20 protein-coding genes are annotated in these 19,442 nt (G+C 37.1%); 6 read left to right on the forward strand and 14 right to left on the reverse strand.

The features are described 5' to 3' along the window. Positions 1–40 precede the first annotated feature (40 nt). Positions 41–346 carry a GNAT family N-acetyltransferase gene (locus tag ESV24_RS10755; protein ID WP_111816544.1) on the forward strand — a complete coding sequence of 102 codons (306 nt, stop codon included), beginning with the start codon at positions 41–43 and terminating at the stop codon, positions 344–346. A gap of 32 nt (positions 347–378) precedes the next feature. On the opposite strand, the gene ESV24_RS15340 is transcribed toward ESV24_RS10755, so the two are convergent. Together ESV24_RS15340 and ESV24_RS10760 are read right to left on the reverse strand one after the other, a co-directional pair. Continuing rightward, positions 379–522: a hypothetical protein gene (locus ESV24_RS15340; RefSeq protein ID WP_170227886.1), complete on the reverse strand. Its 144-nt coding sequence runs from the start codon at positions 520–522 to the stop codon at positions 379–381. A 44-nt stretch (positions 523–566) separates the two neighbouring features. Continuing rightward, entirely contained in the window at positions 567–725 is a 159-nt protein-coding gene (locus ESV24_RS10760; protein WP_111816570.1) for a lmo0937 family membrane protein, read from the reverse strand. 161 nt (positions 726–886) lie between these two features. Here ESV24_RS10760 and ESV24_RS10765 point away from each other — a divergent pair, with 161 nt between their 5' ends. Further along, positions 887–1,693 (forward strand): class I SAM-dependent methyltransferase, encoded by an 807-nt coding sequence (locus ESV24_RS10765; RefSeq protein WP_111816543.1) that lies wholly within the window; start codon positions 887–889, stop codon positions 1,691–1,693. Positions 1,694–1,726: 33 nt separating this feature from the next. On the opposite strand, the gene msrA is transcribed toward ESV24_RS10765, so the two are convergent. The 3 genes from msrA to ESV24_RS10780 all read right to left on the reverse strand — a co-directional run bounded on the left by msrA (position 1,727) and on the right by ESV24_RS10780 (position 4,389). After that, positions 1,727–2,398, reverse strand: coding sequence for a peptide-methionine (S)-S-oxide reductase MsrA (gene msrA / locus ESV24_RS10770; RefSeq protein ID WP_111816569.1), 672 nt, complete (start codon positions 2,396–2,398; stop codon positions 1,727–1,729). A 110-nt stretch (positions 2,399–2,508) separates the two neighbouring features. Beyond that, positions 2,509–3,291, reverse strand: a complete 783-nt coding sequence (locus tag ESV24_RS10775; RefSeq protein ID WP_111816542.1) for a zinc ribbon domain-containing protein — start codon at positions 3,289–3,291, stop codon at positions 2,509–2,511. 3 nt (positions 3,292–3,294) lie between these two features. Further along, complete coding sequence (locus ESV24_RS10780; RefSeq protein ID WP_111816541.1) at positions 3,295–4,389, reverse strand: Nif3-like dinuclear metal center hexameric protein; 1,095 nt, start codon at positions 4,387–4,389, stop codon at positions 3,295–3,297. A 103-nt stretch (positions 4,390–4,492) separates the two neighbouring features. Here ESV24_RS10780 and lpxK point away from each other — a divergent pair, with 103 nt between their 5' ends. Next, a complete protein-coding gene (lpxK, locus tag ESV24_RS10785; protein WP_111816540.1) occupies positions 4,493–5,500 on the forward strand; it encodes a tetraacyldisaccharide 4'-kinase in 1,008 nt (335 codons plus the stop codon). On the opposite strand, the gene ESV24_RS10790 is transcribed toward lpxK, so the two are convergent. The 6 genes from ESV24_RS10790 to ESV24_RS10815 all read right to left on the reverse strand — a co-directional run bounded on the left by ESV24_RS10790 (position 5,501) and on the right by ESV24_RS10815 (position 11,692). Next, complete coding sequence (locus ESV24_RS10790) at positions 5,501–7,744, reverse strand: tetratricopeptide repeat-containing hybrid sensor histidine kinase/response regulator (RefSeq protein ID WP_111816539.1); 2,244 nt, start codon at positions 7,742–7,744, stop codon at positions 5,501–5,503. Positions 7,745–7,774: 30 nt separating this feature from the next. Further along, entirely contained in the window at positions 7,775–8,773 is a 999-nt protein-coding gene (gap, locus tag ESV24_RS10795; protein WP_111816538.1) for a type I glyceraldehyde-3-phosphate dehydrogenase, read from the reverse strand. Between the two features lie 15 nt (positions 8,774–8,788). After that, positions 8,789–9,661, reverse strand: a complete 873-nt coding sequence (gene lipA / locus ESV24_RS10800; protein WP_111816537.1) for a lipoyl synthase — start codon at positions 9,659–9,661, stop codon at positions 8,789–8,791. 77 nt (positions 9,662–9,738) lie between these two features. Continuing rightward, entirely contained in the window at positions 9,739–10,305 is a 567-nt protein-coding gene (locus ESV24_RS10805) for an RNA polymerase sigma factor (RefSeq protein WP_111816536.1), read from the reverse strand. Continuing rightward, the gene (locus tag ESV24_RS10810; RefSeq protein WP_111816535.1) at positions 10,296–11,390 is read right to left on the reverse strand and encodes a glycosyltransferase; all 1,095 of its coding nucleotides are present in this window, start codon (positions 11,388–11,390) and stop codon (positions 10,296–10,298) included. Before ESV24_RS10810 ends, ESV24_RS10805 begins: the two co-directional genes overlap by 10 nt. 77 nt (positions 11,391–11,467) lie before the next feature. Further along, positions 11,468–11,692, reverse strand: coding sequence for a membrane or secreted protein (locus tag ESV24_RS10815; protein ID WP_111816567.1), 225 nt, complete (start codon positions 11,690–11,692; stop codon positions 11,468–11,470). Positions 11,693–11,867: 175 nt separating this feature from the next. Here ESV24_RS10815 and ESV24_RS10820 point away from each other — a divergent pair, with 175 nt between their 5' ends. After that, the gene (locus tag ESV24_RS10820) at positions 11,868–12,494 is read left to right on the forward strand and encodes a fasciclin domain-containing protein (RefSeq protein ID WP_111816534.1); all 627 of its coding nucleotides are present in this window, start codon (positions 11,868–11,870) and stop codon (positions 12,492–12,494) included. Here the strand turns inward: ESV24_RS10820 and murB are convergent. Together murB and ESV24_RS10830 are read right to left on the reverse strand one after the other, a co-directional pair. After that, complete coding sequence (murB, locus tag ESV24_RS10825; RefSeq protein ID WP_111816533.1) at positions 12,491–13,504, reverse strand: UDP-N-acetylmuramate dehydrogenase; 1,014 nt, start codon at positions 13,502–13,504, stop codon at positions 12,491–12,493. The genes ESV24_RS10820 and murB overlap by 4 nt on opposite strands. Next, positions 13,504–14,694, reverse strand: a complete 1,191-nt coding sequence (locus tag ESV24_RS10830; protein WP_111816532.1) for a pyridoxal phosphate-dependent aminotransferase — start codon at positions 14,692–14,694, stop codon at positions 13,504–13,506. Before ESV24_RS10830 ends, murB begins: the two co-directional genes overlap by 1 nt. A gap of 114 nt (positions 14,695–14,808) precedes the next feature. Here ESV24_RS10830 and ESV24_RS10835 point away from each other — a divergent pair, with 114 nt between their 5' ends. After that, positions 14,809–16,137, forward strand: coding sequence for an aspartyl protease family protein (locus tag ESV24_RS10835; RefSeq protein ID WP_111816531.1), 1,329 nt, complete (start codon positions 14,809–14,811; stop codon positions 16,135–16,137). A gap of 61 nt (positions 16,138–16,198) precedes the next feature. Here ESV24_RS10835 and ESV24_RS10840 read toward each other — a convergent pair whose 3' ends face one another. Beyond that, a complete protein-coding gene (locus ESV24_RS10840) occupies positions 16,199–16,594 on the reverse strand; it encodes a DUF1573 domain-containing protein (protein ID WP_111816530.1) in 396 nt (131 codons plus the stop codon). Between the two features lie 128 nt (positions 16,595–16,722). Between ESV24_RS10840 and ESV24_RS10845 the strand changes: the two genes are divergently transcribed. Then, complete coding sequence (locus tag ESV24_RS10845) at positions 16,723–19,353, forward strand: valine--tRNA ligase (protein WP_111816529.1); 2,631 nt, start codon at positions 16,723–16,725, stop codon at positions 19,351–19,353. Positions 19,354–19,442: the final 89 nt, after the last annotated feature.

Consider the following 19,442-nt stretch of genomic DNA (forward strand, 5'->3'; position numbering starts at 1 on the left):
TATTTTTAATGTATTGAAACTATAAAACTCCCAATTGAAAATGCGTGTGATTGATAACAAAGAAAAGAATCGGTTTGAAGCCGAAGTTGATGGCAATACAGCCATTGTTGAGTATTCCGTAAAACCCGGAATTTTATCGATAAACCATACCGAAGTTCCTAAAGCACTCGAGGGGCAAGGTGTGGCTAGTGAGATGACCGAAAAAGTTTTATTGCAGATAGAGCAAAGAGGACTTAAGGTAGTACCCGTTTGTCCTTTCACTAAAAAATATATTGAAAAACATTCCGAGTGGAAATCTATAGTGGCATCAGATGATAAAAATAAAAAGCCCTCTCAGGATAATTGAAAGGGCGTTTCAGTACAAATTTTAGGATTGGATTAATCTACAGCGTCTTCAATATCGTCTGCTACATCGTCTGCAACGTCTTCAATTTCCTCTCCAGCTGTTTTATTTTCGCGACAGCTTGTGAAGCTTGTAGCCATTAAACCTGCAGCAAATAAAATTAGAAATACTTTTCTCATATCGGTTTGGTATTTAAGGGTTAATAATTAATTTTTAATATCGTTTATGGTCTGCGACCTGTTGCCAATCGGTACAGAATGCCAATAATTGCCAAGACTAATAAAATGTGAATCAGGCTACCCACGGCTTCGCTGAAACCGAAATAACCTACTAGCCATCCTATAATAAGAAGTACTACAATTAACCAGATGATATCACCCATAATAATAATTTTTTTAAAGTTAGTGTTTTTAAAACTACGACAAAACATTTCAGATTAAAATTAATTTAACCGATGTTTAACGAAAAATGTAAATAAATTTGAAAAACGTTAGTGAATGTATTTTTTGAGTTAATTCTTTATTTTTATAAAAAAAATGATAGATGAATAATACTGAAAAGTTTGAAACCAATAGAAAAACGTGGAATAATAAAGTTGCCATTCACGCAAGGAGTGATTTTTATGATTTAGCCAATTTTAGAAAAGGAAGAACTTCACTGAATAAATATGAGTTAGAAGCTCTGGGTGATGTCTCAGGCAAAAGTATTTTGCATCTTCAGTGCCATTTTGGCCAAGATACGTTAAGTTTTGCGCGAATGGGGGCCAAGTGTACTGGGGTTGATATTTCTGATGAAGGAATTAATGTAGCGAAGCAATTGAATAGAGAACTGAAGCTGGACGCAAATTTTGTTTGCTGCAACGTTTTGGACACTTCGGAGAATATTTCGGAAAAATTCGATATTGTTTTTACAAGTTACGGAACTATAGGTTGGCTGCCAGATTTAAAACCTTGGGCCAAAATGATTTCAGAAAAATTAAAACAGGGAGGCTTCTTTTATATTGTTGAATTCCATCCCATTGCTTGGATGTTTGATTATACAGTTTCACCACCTGCAATGAAATATGGCTACCAACAAGATGAAGCAATTTATGAAGAATATGAGGGGACTTACGCTGATGCTAATTCAAAAATAATAAGTAAAGAATACGGTTGGAATCATAGTTTGGGTGAAGTAATTACTTCGCTTTGTGAAGCGGGACTTAAAATTGAATTTTTAAAGGAACACGATGCTTCGCCGTATGATATTTTCCCCGGTTTGGTTAAAAATACGGAAGGAATGTTTGAGCTTGCTAATAAAATGTATCCTCTAATCTTTGAAGTGAAGGCAATAAAAAATTCCACAGAATAAACCTGTGGAATTTTTTATTGAATTATTACAATCTTAATGACCGCTATCTTTCTTTAAAAGTTTCGGAAATTTTTCCTTAAACTTATTTAAGCGTGGAATGGAAACATTCTGAATGTATGGATTTCCGGGATTGTTTCGCTCGTAATTTTGGTGGTAGTTTTCTGCATCCCAAAACTTTTGGAAAGGTAAAACCTGGGCGGCTACTTTATCTCCGTCAAGTTGTTTGTTTAAAGCAGCGATTTTTTCATCAATAATTTTCTTTTCAGAATCGTTTTGATAAAAAGCAATAGAACGGTAAGATTTACCATGATCAGGCCCTTGTCCGTTTACTTGTGTTATATTTTGAGAGCCGAAATACACATCAACCAACTGAGTGAAAGATACAATTTCGGGGTCATAAATTACTTCTACAGCTTCGGCGTGGTCTGCGTGGTTTTCATAAGTTGGGTTTTCCGTCTGTCCACCACTGTAACCCGAAATAGCTTCTTTAACTCCGTTTATGCTTTCGTAAACAGCTTCAACACACCAAAAGCAACCGCTTGCAAAATAGGCCTTTTTTAAACCGTTTATTGGGTCGGTTTGAACCGGATTCTGTTCTTTCTGAGCAATGGCTTCTGCTTCTTTATTATTATCGTTGGAAGGTTTACAAGCGCCTTGAAGAGAAAACAGAAAAATACTGAATACAAAAATTGTGATTTTTTTCATTTTGTGTCTTTTTAAAAAGTTGGTCTTCATAAACTGAAAAACCTTGCATTTAAAGTACAAAAAAAGCCCTCACTAAATGTGAAGGCTTTGTTATAATTAATTGTGAATGTTTATTTAAGCTTGGTGAACATCGCTTGCATTTTCTCACGTTCTTCGTTGGCCAAGTCTGGATCAACTAAGATACGACCACTATGCTCGTCTGTAATAATTTTTTTGCGACCTGCAATTTCCATTTGCACTTGTGGTGGAATAGTAAAGAAAGAACCTCCAGATGCTCCGCGTTCAACAGGAACTACTGCCAAACCATTCTTCACGTTTGTACGTATTCTTTTGTAGGCTTTTATAAGACGCTGCTCTATTTGAGATTCAAATTTTTCAGATTCCTTGATTAAGGTTTTTTCTTCTTTTTCAGTTTCCTTTAGGATTTCGTCAAGCTCATTTTGTTTGTGCTTCAAGTGCTCAGAGCGCTCGTCAAAACGTGACTTCGTCTCTTCTACAACTTGGCTTTTTTGCTCAATCTGTGCACGGTATTCTTTAATATTCTTTTCTGCAAGTTGTATTTCAAGTTCCTGAAATTCAACTTCCTTACTTAAAGAGTTGTACTCGCGGTTGTTGCGAACATTGTCCTGCTGTGTAGAATATTTTTTGATAAGTGTTTTAGACTCTTCAATGTTGTTCTTTTTTTCCTTGATTTGGTCTTCAATTACTTCAAGATCTGCTTTAAGTTTTTCAAGACGAGTGTTCATTCCTGCCACTTCATCTTCAAGATCTTCAACTTCCAAAGGAAGTTCGCCACGAACGCTTCTTATTTCGTCAATTCTGGAATCTATAAGTTGCAGATCGTACAGTGCTCTTAACTTCTCTTCAACAGTAACTTCGGTTTTTGTTGCCATAAATTATAAATAGCTAATAGGATTGGTGTTTATTTGTGATAAAAGGACTGCAAAATTAGTGATTTTTTTCTTAAGGAAAGAATGTAAAAGGTCTTTTGTGTACTGTTCGCTTTCATAATGACCAATATCTGCCAAAAGCACAGTGTTTTCAGCCTTAAAGAAATCATGGTATTTGAAATCTGCCGAAATAAATGCATCAGCTCCTGCATTTTTTGCCGCATCTATGGCAAAACTTCCACTTCCGCCAAGTACTGCAATCTTCTTAATTGGTCTTTGGAGCATCGCAGAATGACGTACGCAATCTGTTTTCATTGTTTCTTTTAGAAATTTCAGAAATTCTTCCTCATCCATCGCTTTATCGAGTTCACCTATCATTCCCATCCCTAAATGTTGGTTTTGGTTTTCCAGGGTTGTTATTTCGTATGCTACTTCTTCGTAGGGATGCGTTTCAAAAAGTGCTTTCAAAATAGTTGTTTGAAGATGTTTTGAAAAAGTAATCCCAATTTGGATTTCTTCTTCAAAACGAATTTCACCTTTCTTTCCAATCACGGGATTTGAATCTTTATTTCCTTTAAAACTTCCTCTTCCCTCAATATTGAAACTGCAATTTTCATAATTGCCAATATCTCCACCACCTGCCGCAAACAGGGCGTTTCTTACTTTTTCAGCGTCTTTTGAAGGAACGAAAGTAATTAGTTTTTTAATAGTTTCATTTTGAGGAATTAAAACACTTCGATTTTTAAGTCCAAGTTTTTCACAAATCATTGCATTCACTCCATTCCACGAATTATCTAGCGCAGAGTGGTTGGAAAATATAGCAATGTCGTGCTTTATCGCTTTTTGAACCACACGTTCCACATAGGTTTTTCCAGTGATTTTTTTCAATCCCGAAAAGATAATCGGATGAAAGCTTACAATAAGGTTGCATTTTTTTTCAATAGCTTCATCCACCACGTTTTCCAAAGTATCCAGCGTTACCAATATTCCAGAAACGTTTGCATTTTGATCACCCAAGAGCAATCCGGTATTATCAAAATCTTCGGAATAGGGGAGTGGTGCGAGTTCTTCAAGTAGCGCAATGACTTCTTTTATCTTCATTTTTTACATTTTGAGTAAAGATAGCAGTTTACCTAATTTTTATGGACTTCTAATTTTATTTTAAAGTAATCCCAGTTTTCTTCGGAATTAGTACTTTCGTTAAATGAAATTGCTTCGAAAACTTCTCTTTCCTTTTTCGCTCTTATACGGCGGTGTTACGGCGCTTCGTAATTTGCTTTACAATAAAGGTCTGCTGAAAAGCAAAGCTTATAAATTTCCTGTTATTTGTGTGGGAAACCTTTCTACGGGCGGAACGGGTAAGTCGCCAATGATAGAACTATTGGTTTCTTTCTTAAAGGATGAAAATAGAATTGCCGTTTTGAGTCGCGGTTACAAAAGAAAAACTACGGGTTTTCGTGAAGTTTTGTCAAACAGTTCTGTGGAAGAAGTTGGCGACGAACCACTTCAGTTTAAAAGGAAATTTCCTGAAATCACTGTTGCCGTTTGTGAGGATCGCCAAACGGGGATTGAAAAACTTCAAAATACTGCAGATGTAATTTTGCTGGATGATGCTTTTCAGCATAGAAAAGTAGCGGCTTCAATAAATATTTTGCTCACGCCTTTTGATAAACTGTATGTGAACGATTGCATGCTTCCAACGGGTAATCTTCGGGAGCCGAAGTTTGGGGCGAAACGTGCTCATATTATTATTGTAACAAAATGTCCAGAAAACATCAGTAATTCTACTATTGAAACAATAAAACGAAAGCTGAAACCAAAAGCACATCAGGAAATTTATTTTTCAAAAATTAGCTACAGTGCTGAAATTATAAATCATGATGAAAGGAAGCCTATTTCGTATTTAAAAAATAAAGAATTTCTTTTGGTTACGGGTATTGCCAATCCAAGACCATTGGTTTCACATTTGAAAAATGACGGTTTAATTTTTGAAGAAAAAGCATTTGCAGACCATCATAATTTTAGTGCTTCTGAAATTGAGGAATTGAAAAAACATCCCTTTATTCTTACAACAGAAAAAGATTTTATGCGGTTGCCGGACCTTTCAGACTCAACTGAAACCTATTACTTGCCAATAAAAACAGTTATTTTGAATGGAGAAGAAGCAAACTTCAAAAATAGAATTCAAAAAGTAATAACCGAGAAGCGATAGTTACTTTAGTAAAAAATCATTGCTACGCAGTACTCGGTTTATCTTTTCGAAGAAATCTTCAGCATTGAAAGGTTTGGGTATAAATTCATTGAAACCTGCCTTGTAAAAGTCTTCCAAATTCTCTTCTATAGTTATTGCAGTCAATGCTATAATTGGTACGGTTTTGTTGAATTCACGAATTTTTTTAGTGGCTTCAATTCCACTTATTCCTGGCATGTGTATGTCCATTAGTATCACATCAAAATTTTCTTTCCTCGCGTGTTTTATTGCGTCCATCCCATTATCAACTACGGTGCACGTCATTTTCTTTTTCTCTAGAATTTTTTTGGTAATCATTTGATTGATTTTGTTATCCTCAACAATCATTACCGTTTTATTTTCAAAGATATCATCTTCAAAAACGACCTCCATATTTTTGAGCTCGGTTGCCTTATTTCTGGATTCGGCAATGTCATAACCTATGTTGAACCAGAATTTAGAACCTTCACCCAACTTACTTTCCAAGAATATTTTACTTCCCATAAGCTCCAAGAGATTTTTCACAATGGAAAGCCCTAGTCCAGTTCCGCCATATTTTCTGTTTATTTGAAGCGAACCTTGTGAAAATGATTCAAAAATGGTGTTCTGTTTTTTCTTTGAAATACCGTCTCCAGTATCTTCCACCTCAAAGTGAATAACCACTTTCTTTGTTGTTCTTTCAGCACTTTTTATGCGAACCCAAATATCTCCATTTTCTGTAAACTTTATAGAATTACTAATGAGGTTAATAAGAATCTGCGATATTTTTAGGGAATCGCCAATCACTTCATTTGGTAAAGTGGGATCGTATTCATAATGTACGTTGTTGTTTTTTGCCTCTGCAGATTTTTTTAGCGCAATTAAAACACCATCCACTCTTTTCTTAAGATTGAAAGGAGCTTTTTCAATTTCTACTTTGTTAGCCTCTAGTTTGTTTAGATCAAGAATGTTGTTGATTAACGAGAGCAGATATTCTCCCGAAAATTTAAGCGAATTTAGGTGTTCTTTTTGTTCTGGTTTTGGGTCTTCTTCTAGCAAAAGGTGCGTTAAGCCGGTAACGGTGTACATTGGGGTTCGCAACTCGTGGGTAATAGTAGAAAGAAACTGGGCTTTTGCCTGTGAAGCCTTTTCTGCATCTTCCTTTGCTTCTTGAAGCTCAGTGTTTTTATCCTGTAAAAGTTCGTTTGCCTTCGCTCTTAAATTATTGTTTTTATAAAGGGAAAGCGTCAAAAGTGAAAGAATCAAAATAAGCGCGATGCTTAGCCATCCTGTAAGTTTTCCAAAAAAGAGTGACTTTTCTTGTTTGCTGAGATCATCTTGCTGGGTGGCAATAATTTCATTCAAGTCACCAATAGCTGATTCCGCTTGTATTCCTCGCTCAATTGCTTTCAGGTGAATCTGCCGTAGCGAGTCTTTTTGGGTAAGGTAATATTTAAGTTCCTCCTCTGCTTCAGAGCCCATTCTCTCTGCAATCAAAACTTGTGAATTTATACGGTGGTTTTCTACCAAGTATTTCGAAAACCCTTGTGAATATGAAATTTCAGAAACAATTTGCATTAATACTCTTGCCTCTGCCAATGGGCTTTTATAAATTGTTGGGTCTATAAGTGAGAGTGCATCTGCAAGATAACTATAGGCACTAACTTCTTGATAAAGCAGGCCTTGGTTTTTAAAGCTTTCTGCCGCTGGTTTTAAATATGAAATGGATTTTTCGTAATTGCCAACGCGAAGTGCTAATAATCCTTTTCCATAAAGAACGTAGGCTTTGCTGTTTTCATCTTTAAGTTCTGTGAAAACTGAGTCGGCCTTGTTTAAGTATATTTCCGCTTTTTCAGATTTTCCTTTTGAAACTAATATTACACCATATAAATAGTAAGCTTTTCCCAGCTTGTAAAAATTTTTGTAGGTCTCTCCACTTTCTATTGCTTTTTCTGTTTCTTCAAGGGCTTTGTCAAAATACTCTAAATAAAAAAGTTCAGCTATGCCAAGTTCTATATTTGGTTTATAACTTCTATATTTTGGTAGCATTGCCAGTTTGCTGGCATCATTTAGATTTTTCACCGCCTCCATAAAATTTTCAGTTTCCAGTGCCTTAGCAGCTGAATATTGCAACTGTTTTATGGCAACAATAGTGTCTTGGATTTGTGTTGAAAAGGATTTAACCGAAATGAGTAAACACAAAATAAGGGGCAAGAAAATCTTATATTCTGAAGTTGGTTGGCGCATTGGTTAGTTTAAAAGGGGCATTAAATATAGTTATTTCACAGATATTCTTTCAATTAAATCTATGATTCTGGATGAATAGCCAATTTCGTTATCATACCAGCCAATTATTTTTACCATTTTACCAACCACTGAGGTCATGCCCGCATCAAAAATGCAGGAATGTGGGTTGCCTATAATATCTATGGAAACAATTGGATCTTCAGTATATTCTAGAATACCGATCAGCGAAGTTTCTGAAGCTTTTTTAAAGGCCTTATTTATTTCTTCAATGGTAACTTCGTTTTTCACATTTAAAGTTACATCGGTCAAAGATCCATTTGGCACTGGAACGCGAATACCACAACCACCGATTACATCTGAAAGTTCTGGAAAAATTTTAGTCAATGCCTTTGCAGCTCCTGTGGTTGTCGGAACAATAGATTGTCCGGCGGCACGGGCCCTGCGAAGATCGCGATGCGGTTGGTCGTGTAAGCTTTGATCTGTGGTGTAACTGTGAATAGTGGTTATATACGCCTGCTCGATGCCACAAAGCTCATTGATTATTTTCAGCATGGGCGCTGCATTGTTGGTGGTGCAGGAAGCATTTGAGATTATTAAATCTTCAGAATTTAAAATGTGGTCGTTTACACCGAGCACAACCGTTTTAATATCGTCCTCCAAAGGTGGCACGGAAAGAATTACTTTTTTTGCACCGTTTTTTAAATGATTTTCTAGTTGGTCTTTGCTTTTGAACTTACCAGTGCTTTCAACTACAACGTCAAGGTTTCCCCATGAAATATCTTCTATATTTTTTTCCGAAGAAAATTTAACTTTTTTTCCGGCAACGGTTATTGTGTTTTCCGAATGTGAAATTTCTTCCTTCAAAACACCGTGAATACTGTCGTACTTCAAAAGATGGTTCAGGGTTTTTGTGTCGGCCAAATCATTCACAGCAACAACATCAATAGATGGATGGTTTAGCAATAATCTAAAAACATTGCGACCAATACGGCCAAAACCATTAATGCCAACAGTTATCTTTTTTCCCATTTCAGAAATACTAGTTTAGGTAAGATGCTTTTGTGCTTTGTAAGAAGACCGCACCAATGCACCGCTTTCCACGTGGCGGAAACCCATTTCCAAACCTACGGTTTCATATTTTTTGAACTGTTCTGGCGTAATGAATTCTTTTACAGGAAGATGCTTTTTTGAAGGCTGCAGATATTGGCCTATGGTTAAAATATTCAACCCAACGCCGCGCAAATCTTCCATAGTTTGAAAAACTTCTTCTTCCATTTCACCTAAGCCGAGCATTATTCCGCTTTTGGTTCGTGAAATTCCAGATTGTTTCAAATAATTTAAAACTTCAAGGCTGCGTTCGTATTTCGCCTGAATTCTCACTTCTCTCGTCAAGCGTTTTACGGTTTCCATATTATGGCTAACCACTTCAGGTTGTACTGCAATAATTCGGTCTATATTTCTAGTATTTCCCTGGAAATCTGGAATCAAGGTTTCCAAGGTTGTTTCAGAATTCATTCTGCGGATTGCCTTTACGGTTTCCGCCCACATTATTGAACCCATATCCTTCAAGTCATCGCGATCTACAGATGTTACAACGGCATGCTTAATGTTCATGATTTTTATGGAGCGCGCCACTTTTTCGGGCTCGTCCCAATCCACTGTTCCAGGTCTTCCAGTTTTTACGCCACAAAAACCGCATGATCGGGTACAAATATTTCCTAAAATCATAAAGGTGGCTGTGCCTTCACCCCAACATTCGCCCATATTTGGGCAGCTACCCGAGGCGCAAATGGTGTTCAGCTTGTATTTATCTACTAAGCTGCGGAGTTCGGTGTATTTTTTTCCGGTGGGAAGTTTAACGCGTAACCATTTTGGTTTTGGCGCGGGCTTTTGAATATCCAAAGTTTCTATGCTCATAAGGGAAACAAAAGTACGAAAATGAAAGTCGAAATAGGAAATGCAGAATATGAAATTTGGAATTTGTTTCTATTAACTTAATCTTTCCGTGTAATAATCTCGGCAAGTAGCTTTCGGGCACGAAGTAGTCGCACTTTTACATTATTTAGTGGCTCTTCCAAAGTTTCAGAGATTTCATTATAGCTCATTTCCTGAAAATAGCGGAGATTAATTACCTCTTGATAATGTGGCTTTAATTGTTTGATGTACCTTAAAAGTTCTGCGAGGTTTTGCTCCCGAATCAATTTGTCCTCGGGAGTTGGCGAGTGGTCCGGAATTTTTTGAACCTGTTCGTTGGAGGTATCTGTGGTATTTGAGTAGATAGAGGCATTTTTTTTCCTCGTTTTGTCTATTTGGATGTTTTTTGAAATCGTAATGAGCCACGTTGAAAAGGTGTAGTTTTCATCAAAGGTTTCAATTTTATCAAAGGCCTTTGCAAAAGTCTCTATTGTAATGTCTTCAGCTTCGTGCTCATTTCGAACTCTTTTTAGCTGAAAACCATAGACTTCGTTCCAGTAATAATCCAACAAAAACTTGAAAGCGCCCTGCTTTCCTTTTTTCGCTTTATCTATTTGGTGATTTATTTCTTCTGAAATTATTTCCATCGCGAGTTTTTTTCGCTGCTGTTGGAAATAAAGATACTCAATTGTGTTAAAACCAAAAACAATTCATAAAAAGGAATGAATGGAACCAAATCCTGTTCTTTCAATTTTTTGGCTGCATAACCAATAATTATATACTGAAAAACGAGGCGAATAAAAATTATACTCAATCCAAAATACCAAAACTTAGTAAACATAGTGGCAATGGCAAGTGGCCAAAATAATAGATTGGCCAAGTAGTAAACTCCTAAAAACAAGCGATGTTTTGGCTTATAAAGTTTTGCGGTAGAATAATGTCTCTTTTTCTGAACGAGCCAATTCTCTTTCTTTTTCTTCGGAAGGGAATACGTAAATGCCTCCGGTTCTATACATATTGAAACATTTTTTGCAGTCGCGGCTTCGTTCACAAAAAGATCATCATCGCCAGAAGGAATTTTAATATGGCTCATAAAGCCATTGTTTTCATAATAAAGATTACTGGTATAAGCTAAATTTCTACCTACGCCCATATATGGATTGCCAGCTTTGGCATATGAAAAATATTGAACAGCGGTCATCAAGGTTTCAAAGCGGATCATTTTATTTAGAAAGCCGGTTCTTTTTTCATAGGCACCATAGCCTAAAACCAATTGCTTTTCATTTGAAAAATTGGAAGCCATTGTTGCAAGCCATTCTTCGGAAGCCGGGTAACAGTCGGCATCGGTGAAAACCAATCGGGTATTTTTTGAACGTTTAATGCCTAGCGTAAGTGCATATTTTTTATTCGCCCAAAAAGCTTCGTTGTTCTTTACATTTACAATCTGGATTCTAGGATCACTCTCGGCGAAAGATTCCATAACTTCAAGTGTTTGGTCCACAGAAGCATCGTTTATTAGAATAAGATCAAAGTTGTAATAGTTCTGCTTTTGCCAAAGCGGAATGTGTTTTTTTAGATTTTCAGCTTCGTTTTTGGCGCATACTATTAGAGAAATGGGATATTTTTCTGAAGAAATCTTTTCAGTAGGTTTTAAAAAGGAAAATTTCGAAAAGAGAAGATAATAAGAACAGTTAATCAATGCAACAGCACCGAAAACGTAAAGTAGCACCATAAAAATTTACGATTGTATATTAACAATATTTGATTGCGTGATAATCCCGAACTTACAGTATCTCTAAACTATAGAGTTTATTTGTTGCTGGGTGTTTCCAATTTGTGGCTTTCCTCTGCACAATTTTCAAATTGGTCTGGTGTTTTTCCGCAGAAACCACAGGCTTCACCATCTTTGTTCAAAAACGGACTTTGGCTAGCGCAAGTTCCCGCAAATTTTCCATCTTTTTTGGCCCAGATTTTTATTGCGATTCCCGCAACGCCAAGTAATAAAAGTATAAATGTGATAAGTAAAAGTTTCATCCTTAAGAGATTATTTGGTAAATAAGAAGAAGTAATGCCCAAAAAATAGTCTTCTCCCGGTTCAAATTTATGCAGGACATTTCCATGCTTTAAAATAGACCACAAAAATACAATCTTTCTTGCTGTTATGCTCGGAATTTAAGTATTTTTAGCCTCTATTTTAAATATTTTAAAGATGCTGAAACCTATCACTTTTTTATTCATTTCAATGTTTGCGCTGTCAATTGTTTCTTGCAAAAATGACGCAGAGGATTCAAAAAAAATAAAAACTGAAACTGCTGAAATAAATACTGTGCAAAAAAAACCAGTGAAACGTGCTGCCAAAAGAGATTTGACTACCGAAGACCAAGCAATGCTTAAAAGCGTGATGTCTCGTGTAATGACCGAGCCACAATTGAAAAAATTTGCCAGCTATATTGTTAGCGCAGAATTGGCGACACAGCTTTTAAACGAGGCGGGTCCGTTTACAGTTTTTGGCCCATCAAATGCTGCAATTGAATCTTTAACTGCTGAAAACAAGAAATTTTACTCAAATCCTGAGAATAGGGAAAAGCTGATTGAAATGTTGAAATCGCACATTGTTTCAGGCAAAATTGATAAGGAAACTTTGTTGCAAACCATCAACAAAAACGGAAATGCGAAGCTCAAAACTTTATCGGGAATAACTATTACCGTTACAAAATCTGGAGAAGATATGGTTATTTCTGGCGGAAAAGGTGCAAAGGCAACTATTGTTAAAGGCAGTATTGAGGGTTCAAATGGAATGGTTTATATTGTTGATAATTTATTGAACGCGAACTAGAAAACGTTCACTTCCGGTTCAATAAAAATTCCGGTCATTTCCTTTACCTTTTTTTGGATGTCCATTGCAAGTTGCCATATTTCTTTGCCGCTCGCATTGCCATGATTCACTAAAACTAATGCTTGGTTTTTATGTACTCCGGCATCACCAAATCGTTGTCCTTTAAATCCTGCTTTTTCAATGAGCCAGCCTGCTGGGATTTTAAATTCGGTAGGTGAGATTTCGTAAAAAGGAGCATCAGGAAAATTTCTTCTAAATTCTTGAAACGTTTCAGCATCCACCATAGGGTTTTTAAAGAAACTACCGCTATTTCCCAGTAATTTAGGATCTGGAAGTTTGGATTGACGAATTGCGATTACTGCTTCCGAAATATCTTTGATGGTTGGAGTTAAAATGTGTCTTTCAACTAAATTCTTTTGAATATCGCCGTACGCAACACTCGTTTTGTGATCTTTTTTCGTCAGTCGAAAAGTTACGCTAGTAATAATGTATTTTCCCTTTGCTTCATTTTTGAAAATAGAATTTCTGTATTCAAATGTACATTCCGCTTTGCTGAACTCCCTTTCCTTTAAAGTTTCAATTTCGAGCGTGTCGCAACTTTCAAAAGTATCTTTCAGCTCTACGCCATAGGCTCCAATATTTTGAATTGGTGCAGTGCCGATGTTTCCTGGAATTAATGAAAGGTTTTCCAAACCACCAAAATCCTTTGTAATACAATACTGAACAAATTCGTGCCAGTTTTCGCCAGCCATTGCTTTTACAAGAACTTCAGTTTCGGTTTCTTTCAGGATTTCGATTCCCTTTAAATTTATGTGAAGTACAAACACATCCAAATCTCCAGTAAGCAACATATTGCTGCCGCCGCCAAGAATAAAAAGTTCTTCAGAAGGTTTTTCTAAAAGAGCTTGTTTAAGTTCTTCAATAGTTTCAACCGAAACAAAATAGCGCGCATTGCAGGCTATGCCAAAAGTATTGTGATGTTTAAGCGATTTGTTTTCTTCAATCCGCATCAATCTTTATATTTTTGAAGCGCAATTTTTAGGATTTCAACTGCTCTGATAAGGCTTTCTTTCTTTAAAACATAAGCAATTCTCACTTGGTTCAAACCTACGCCTGGGCTGGAATAAAAACCTCCTGCGGGGGCAACCATTATAGTTTCGCCGTTGTCTTCAAATTCTTCTAAAAGCCACTGTGCAAAGGCATCGCTGTTTTTTATGGGTAATTGTACGATGCAGTAAAAAGCACCTTTCGGCTCACCCACTTGAACGCCGGGAATAGCCTTTAGGGCCGCTACAAGCGTGTTTCTTCTATCTTGGTATTCAACGATCACTTCGTCAAAATAACTTTGTGGGGTTTGCAGCGCTGCTTCACTTGCAATCTGTGCGAAAGTTGGAGGACTTAATCGAGCCTGTGCAAATTTTAAAGCAGTGGCAATAACTTGTTTGTTTTTTGAAACCAAACAGCCAATGCGTGCGCCGCACATACTATATCTTTTTGAAACTGAATCTATGATTATTCCGTTCTCGGCCAAACTTTCTTCCTCAAGAATAGAGTAATGCTGGTAACCATCATAGGTAAATTCACGATACACTTCATCCGCAACCAAAAACAAATCATGTTTTTTCACAATTTTTGCCAAGGTTTGTATTTCTTTTTTTGAATAGAGGTAGCCTGTTGGGTTACCAGGATTGCAAATTAGGATTGCCTTTGTTCGCGGGGTAATAAGTTTTTCAAATTCTGAAATAGGAGGAAGTGCGAAATTGTCTTCAATTTTTGAAATAACCGGAACAATCTTGACATCCGAAGCTGTAGCGAAACCATTGTAATTTGCATAAAACGGCTCTGGGATTATAATTTCATCGCCGGCATCTGCAATAGTTCCCATAGCGAATAGCAGCGCTTCGCTACCACCGGTTGTAACTATAATATCAGCTGCTTCAACGGGAATATTATTTTTATGGTAATAACCTGCAATTTTTTCACGGTACTCCTGCGAACCTTCAGAACGAGTATAGGCAAGAATTTCCAAATGGTGATTTGCTACGGCTTCCATCGCTATTTCTGGCGACTTTATATCGGGCTGGCCAATGTTTAGGTGGTAGACGGTTTTGTTTGCTTTGTAAGCTTTTTCGGCGAAAGGAACCAGCTTGCGGATTGGACTTTCCGGCATGTGCTTCCCTTTATTTGAAACTGAAGGCATAATGTGATTATTTAACACAAAGTTGCAAAATATATTTTATAAATCCGTTACGCCTAGAGCAACATTCCTCTTTTTTTTATATCTTCAAATCAATTCAAAATAATTCTTAAAACTTTGCACAAATCCTGTATTCTGTGGCTTTTAATTCTCTTTTCTGCTTCATTGGCGGCGCAATCGGGATTTTTTCTGAAACACAACAAAAAAAAAGATCGAATTCCTTTTAAGGTGGTGAACAATCTGCCCATTATTGACGTGGAAATTAACGGCACGCCACTTTCTTTTATTCTTGATACGGGTGTTAGATCCACCATTCTTTTCAGTTTGGAAGCAGCGGACAGCGTGCAGCTTCGCAATACTTCTTCGGTTAAGTTACAAGGTTTGGGCGCTGGAGGATCGGTGGATGCGTTAAAAAGTTTAAATAATAGAGTGCGAGTTGGTGATGTTTTGGATAACGATCATGATCTCTATATAATTTTCGATAGTACTCTTAATTTTTCACCAAGAATGGGGATTCCAATCCACGGTATTTTAGGAAATGAATTTTTCCAGAATTTCATTGTAAAAATTAAGTATTCGTCCAAAATTATTACTGTTTACGATTCTCAGAAATATTCACTGAAACCATGTAAAAAATGTGAGGATTTAGCGTTGAATTTTGTGGGAAGCAAACCTTATATTTCTTTAACAGTTGCTTCAGAAGAAAAACAGGAAGAGGTGAAATTACTTGTTGATTCTGGGTCCAGCGATGTAATTTGGCTTTTTGATGATTATGATTTTATTGAAGAATCTCCGAAAAATTATTTTAAAGATTTTCTAGGACTTGGACTTAGCGGGAATATTTTTGGCAAGCGCGCAAGAATACCCCTGTTGTCGATGGGTGATTTCCAACTAAAAAACGTTAATACTTCTTTTCCTGAGGAAGATGCAATCCTGAAAGCACGTTATTATGAAGATCGCGACGGCAGTTTAGGCGGTGGGTTTTTAAGCAGATTTACCGTCACCTTTGATTATGGAAACAAAAAAGTTCGATTCAAGAAAAACAATAAGTTTAATGATCCCTTCAATTACAATATGAGTGGGTTAACTTTAGAACACGCGGGAATGGAACTTGTGAAAGAGGAACGACAGGCCGCAGTAAATACGAACAGAGCAAATCAAAACGAAAGTTTAACATTTAACAGTATTTCGGTAACAACTGAAGTTAATTTTTCACTGGTTCCAAAATATGTTGTGGCAGATGTGCGTGATAATTCTCCGGCTGCTTTGGCTGGAATTCAAAAAGGGGATGAAGTTATAACAATTAATGGAAAACCTTGCTATCATTACAAGCTTTACGAATTAATTGAAATGTTTTCAACAGATGAAGGCAAAAGAATAACAATGGAAGTAAAAAGGGAGGGGTATATGAACAAAGTGAAATTCTACCTTAAAAGTGTATTCTAAAAAAAAATCCGATTGAAGAATTTGTCTTCAACCGGATTTCTTTCTAAAACAGTAAAGTTATCTAGCTCTTTTCTAGAACACTGGCAGAGTCGCCCATCACTTCTCCTTTAATTTTTAGAGCTAACATAGGTTCACTCGCATTTGAATAAACAGTAACAGTTTTTCTAATTGGACCAACGCGGTTTGTATCGTATTTAACCTCAATAGTACTACTTGCGCCAGGAGCGATAGGACCATTTGGTTTTTTCGGTACAGTGCAGCCGCAGCTGGACTTTACATCACTAATAATAAGCGGGGCATCGCCAGTATTGGTGAATTCAAATACACGAACGCCGTCACTACCTTTTGCAATAGTGCCGTAGTCCACAGTGTCTTCCTTGAAACTGATTTTTGCTTGTTGCGCTTGAGCGGCAAAACCGATAAAGGCAACAAGAGCCATAAGAGCTAATTTTTTCATGATTTTGTGTTTTTTAATATTGCTAAAGTATATAACTTTTGAACAACGAGCAAAATAACTTATTCACTTTTATTATCCTCTAGTTATAATTACTTTTGCAACTCATTACACAAATACCAGACCAAAGTATGGCTTTAGAAGCAAAATATAATGCAAAAGAGATTGAGAATAAGTGGTATAGCTACTGGATGGAAAACAAATATTTCCACTCAGAGGTTGATGAAAGAACACCATATACAATCGTCATTCCACCGCCAAACGTAACTGGAGTATTGCACATGGGCCACATGCTAAACAACACATTGCAGGATGTTTTGATTCGTCGCGCACGTTTGCAGGGTTTTAACGCTTGTTGGGTGCCGGGAACGGATCACGCTTCTATTGCTACGGAAGCCAAAGTTGTTGCGAAATTGAAAGCTGAAGGAATTGACAAAGCAAAGCTCTCACGTGAAGAATTTTTAGAGCATGCTTGGGAATGGACCCACAAACACGGCGGAATAATTTTGGAACAACTTAAGAAACTTGGCGCTTCCTGTGATTGGGATCGAACTAAGTTCACGATGGATGAAGATATGTCAGCCTCCGTGATAAAAGTTTTTGTGGATTTATACCGAAAAGGAAATATTTATCGTGGCTACCGAATGGTAAATTGGGACCCACAGGCAAAGACTACCCTTTCTGATGAAGAAGTAATTTATGAAGAAAAACAGGGTAACCTCTATTATATAAACTATAAAATTGAAGGTAGGGATGACGTTTTAACCATCGCCACCACACGTCCCGAAACCATTTTGGGAGATACTGCCATTTGCGTCAACCCAAATGATGAGCGTTTTGCACACCTTCGTGGCAAGAAAGCAATCGTTCCCGTTTGCAACCGAGTAATTCCAATTATTGAAGACGAATATGTAGATGTAGAATTCGGTACAGGTTGTTTGAAAGTTACACCTGCACACGATGAGAACGATAAAATACTGGGCGATAAGCACAATCTTGAAATAGTAGATATTCTGAATGATGACGGAACCTTGAACAGCTTCGGTCTTCATTACGAAGGAAAAGACCGTTTTGTGGTTCGCAAGGAAATTGTAAAGGAACTTGAAAGCATGGGTGTAGTTTCAAAAATAGAAACCCATATGCATAAAGTTGGAACTAGCGAACGTACCGGCGCGGTTATAGAACCAAAACTCAGTGATCAATGGTTCCTTAAAATGAAGGAGCTTGCGCAACCTGCTTTGGATGCAGTGCTTGAAAAGGAAGTTCATCTGGTTCCCGAGAAATTCATAAACACCTACCGCCACTGGATGGAAAACGTACGCGATTGGAACATTTCCCGCCAACTTTGGTGGGGACAACAAATTCCCGCATATTTTTATGGCGACGGAAAAGAGGATTTTGTAGTTGCCGAAAATATTGAAGAGGCACTAAAGCTTGCAAAAGAAAAGACCAACAACCAACAGCTATCAACAAACAACCTAAAACAAGACCCAGATGCTCTAGACACTTGGTTCTCTTCGTGGCTATGGCCCATCAGCGTTTTCAACGGAATCTTAGAACCGGACAACAAGGAAATAAACTATTACTACCCAACCAACGACCTCGTTACTGCTCCCGAAATACTATTTTTTTGGGTAGCGAGAATGATTATTGCGGGTTACGAATATAGAAACGAAAAGCCATTCACAAATGTTTATCTAACAGGCATTGTACGCGACAAACAGCGCAGAAAAATGAGCAAATCGCTAGGTAATTCGCCAGATCCTATAGATTTAATGGAAACCTACGGCGCAGATGGCGTGCGTGTGGGGATGCTTTTGAGTTCGCCTGCGGGTAACGATTTAATGTTCGAAGAAGATCTCTGCAAACAGGGGAGTGGTTTCGTAAATAAAATCTGGAATGCTTATAGATTAATTGACGGCTGGGAAGTTTCCCTGGAAATGGAACAATCAGAGAGCGACATTATTGCTCTAAAATGGTATCACAGTAAATTCCAAAAAACATTGGCTGAAATAGAAGACCATTACAGCAAATATCGCATTAGCGATGCTTTGATGTCAACCTATAAGTTGGTGTGGGACGATTTCTGTTCGTGGCTGCTTGAAATGGTAAAACCACCTTTTGGCGAAAAAATTTCAGAAAAAACCTATTTAGAAGTTATCTCCGTTTTGGAAGATAACCTAAAAGTATTGCATCCTTTCGTTCCCTTTATTTCTGAGGAAATATGGCAGCACATTACCCAACGCGACATTTCAAAAGCCCTAATAATTTCTGAATGGCCAAAGGCTGAAGTTTTTGACGAAAAAATAATCAAAGATTTCGAATTCGCTTCCGAAGTAATCTCTGGAATTAGAACTGTTCGTAAAGAAAAGAACATTTCTTTTAAAGATACTATACAGCTTGCTGTGCTGAATAACGACAATGCTTCAAAAGAATTTGATGCAGTAATTTGCAAGCTGGGTAATATTTCAGAATTAAATTATATAACCGAAAAGATTGACGGCGCATTGACTTTCCGCGCAAAAAGCAACGAATATTTCATCCCAATCGCAGGCGCCATAAATGTGGAAGAAGAAATAGCAAAGCTTTCTGAAGAACTCAAGTACACCGAAGGTTTCCTTAAAAGTGTTCAAGGCAAACTTAAAAACGAACGTTTCGTAAGCGGCGCCCCTGAACAGGTGGTAACACTAGAAAAGCAGAAGGAAGCGGATGCACTGGCCAAGATTGAGACTTTGAAGGCAAGCTTGTCGGGCTTGAAATAGAATCTAAAAGCCGTTAAAAACTCTTAATTTCTTTTAAAACATGGTTAATTAATACATTTTGAAAACCATTTGCCCGTACCTTGTCCAAA

The organism is Aequorivita lipolytica, assembly GCF_007997135.1.
Classification (GTDB): Bacteria; Bacteroidota; Bacteroidia; order Flavobacteriales; family Flavobacteriaceae; genus Aequorivita; species Aequorivita lipolytica.